Origin of the sequence: Neisseria sp. HMSC03D10 (genome assembly GCF_001807625.1) — a bacterium.
Taxonomy (GTDB): domain Bacteria; phylum Pseudomonadota; class Gammaproteobacteria; order Burkholderiales; family Neisseriaceae; genus Neisseria; species Neisseria mucosa.
In genome coordinates this window covers 58,421-60,848 of record NZ_KV789551.1, presented here as the reverse complement: position 1 = coordinate 60,848, position 2,428 = coordinate 58,421, and the positions used below count along the sequence as shown (strand labels likewise).

Annotated in this window: 2 protein-coding genes; both read right to left on the bottom strand. The window is 51.4% G+C overall.

Going from position 1 to position 2,428, the window contains the following annotated elements; all coding sequences use genetic code 11:
- Nucleotides 1-65 precede the first annotated feature (65 nt).
- On the bottom strand, nt 66-1,319 hold the full coding sequence (gene hemA / locus HMPREF3066_RS07350; RefSeq protein WP_070441681.1) for a glutamyl-tRNA reductase: 1,254 nt from the start codon (nt 1,317-1,319) through the stop codon (nt 66-68).
- A gap of 148 nt (nt 1,320-1,467) precedes the next feature.
- Nucleotides 1,468-2,259: a polyamine aminopropyltransferase gene (locus HMPREF3066_RS07345; RefSeq protein ID WP_070441678.1), complete on the bottom strand. Its 792-nt coding sequence runs from the start codon at nt 2,257-2,259 to the stop codon at nt 1,468-1,470.
- Between the last annotated feature and the right edge of the window lie 169 nt (nt 2,260-2,428).

The following is a 2,428-nucleotide window of genomic DNA, read 5'->3' as shown; positions in this document are numbered from 1 at the left end:
TGCAAAGGTCTCAGGTCGTCTGAAATCCCTTTTAGGATTTCAGACGACCCTTATATTTTATAGCTTCAATCATTTTTGTCTAAATGATAAATTTGGGCAACGGCTTCTACAAGATCACTGTCGGTCGAGCCTGCTTTATTGAGGGTTCGGGTAGGGGAATGGAGCAGTTTATTGGTCAGTTGGATGGAGAGGCGTTCGAGGACTTCTTCTGGGGACGTGCCTTTTGCCAGTTGTTTCATTGCATTTTCTAGTACTTGTCTGCGGGCGCGCTCGCCCTCGTCGCGAAGTGCGCGGATAAGCGGGACGCTTTGGCGGCTTTTTTGTTGTTGGATAAATTCGCCGACTTTTTCTTCAACCATGGCTTCGGCGGCTGCGGCGGCTTTTTGCCGTGATTCTTTACCGCTTTGGACGATGTTCATCATATCGTCGACGGTATAAAGATAGGCATCTCCAAGTTCGCCCACTTCTTCTTCGATGTCTCTGGGGACGGCCAAATCCAATAGGAAAACAGGCATGTTATGGCGTTGTTTCAAAGTGCGTTCAACCATGCCTTTGCCGACCAATGGAAGCTGGCTGGCGGTTGAAGAAACGACGACATCGTATTCGTGCAAAATTTCAGGCAGGTCGGTCAGCAGGTGAGGTTCGGCAGTAATGCCGAGTTTGTCGCATAATTCTTGCGCACGGGGCAGGGTGCGGTTGGCGACGGTAATCAGTTTGGGGTTTTTCGCGGCAAAGTAGGTAGCTACCAATTCAATCATTTCGCCCGCGCCGATAAATAAAACATTCAAATCGGCAATGTCGGGGAAAATTTGTTCCGCCATTTTGACCGAGGCGGATGCCATAGATACGGAATTTTCACCGACGGCGGTATCGGTACGGATTTCTTTGGCTACTGAGAAGGTTTTTTGGAACAGCGCATTGAGGTGTGAATTGATGCTTTCCTGCTCTTGGGCGATACGGACGGCATCTTTGATTTGTCCGAGGATTTGCGGTTCCCCTAATACCATGGAATCCAGCCCGCAGGCTACGCGGAAGGCGTGTCGGATGGTTTCGTTGTTGTCTAAAGTGTAGAGGTAGGGACGGATTTCTTCGACAGGGAGATTATGATATTCGGCGAGCCATTCAATAATCCGCTCTGTATTGCCGACGCAATAGAGCTCGGTACGGTTACACGTAGATAGGATAACAGCTTCGTCAGCGGCCGGACTGTGTGCCAAAGCGCGAACGGCATCGGGGAGATGCTCGGCGGCGAATGCTAATTTTTCGCGTATGCTCAGGGGCGCAGTTTGATGGTTGAGTCCGACGGCGGTGAGTTGCATGGGGAGGGTGTTTTGCGGAATGGTGTGTGTCGGGCGGTATTATAGCCCAATTCAGATATGAAATGAACGGATAAGGGGAGTGGGTAGGTGGAGGTTATCTGAAATTTTATGTGTCGGCGGTTTTAGGTTTTCAGACGACCTGTTCATCTCACAGATAAAAATGTTTGCCGTTGTTAGGGTTGTTTGCTTTCAAATCGCTCAACATCCGTTTGAAATCCAAGCCGTATTGTCCGCTTAATTTTTCCGCGCGTTTTTTCAGTTTGTCGAGGTTTTGCTCTTTCGGGCTGCTTTGGAACGCCATCACCGCCATATTGCCGTGGCTTTCGGCGGGCAGCTCCAGCACGCGGCCTTCGAAGACGTTGAGCAGGCGTTCGACGAAGCGTTGGTAGCGTTTGTCGCCGCTCCACCAGTTGGTCACGAATACGCCGTCGGGCGAGAGGGCGTTGCGGCAGTCTTGGAAGAAGGGTTCTTCCACCAGCGCGTCGATGATTTGTTCGCCGTCGAAGCCGTCTACCAGAATTACGTCGGTATTGTGGCGGAACACTTTAATGTATTCCGCGCCGTCTGCTTCGACGATTTCAAAGTTTTCCCCTTCAAACGGCAGCTCGAACAGGCTGCGGGCGACGGCGATGACCTGCGGGTTGATGTCCACGGCGGTTTGCTTAGTGTCGGACAGGTAGCTGTCTATCCAGCGTGCGAACGAGCCGCCGCCCAAGCCGATTTGGGTGATGTGTTTCGGCGTTTCTTCCGCAAACAGAAGCCAGCCCATCATCGCGCGGCTGTACGACAAAACCAGTTCGGCGGGATGGTCGAGGTTCATCGAGCTTTGGATGGTGTCGCTGCCTAGATGCAACGAGCGGATGTTGCCTTCTTCGGAAATGCCGACTTCGGGCAGGTCGGACTTGGCGGGGCGCAGGCGGCGGTAGGGGTGTCGTGGCATGATGTGGACGGATGGAGGGGAAAGGGGGTATTTTATCAGAGTGTGTGGGGGACTGTTAGTTTTTGCACAAATAATAAGTAATATAAAAAAACGCCGAAATCTTTTAAAGACGTGGATTTCGGCATTTTTGTGTTTGGAAAAAAGTTGCATCAGCTTTTTCACAAAACCG

Coding starts and splice junctions, on each gene's coding strand:
- HMPREF3066_RS07345 (WP_070441678.1), bottom strand. CDS start 2,259: ATGCCACGACACCCCTACCGCCGCCTGCGCCCCGCCAAGTCCGACCTG.
- hemA (WP_070441681.1), bottom strand. CDS start 1,319: ATGCAACTCACCGCCGTCGGACTCAACCATCAAACTGCGCCCCTGAGC.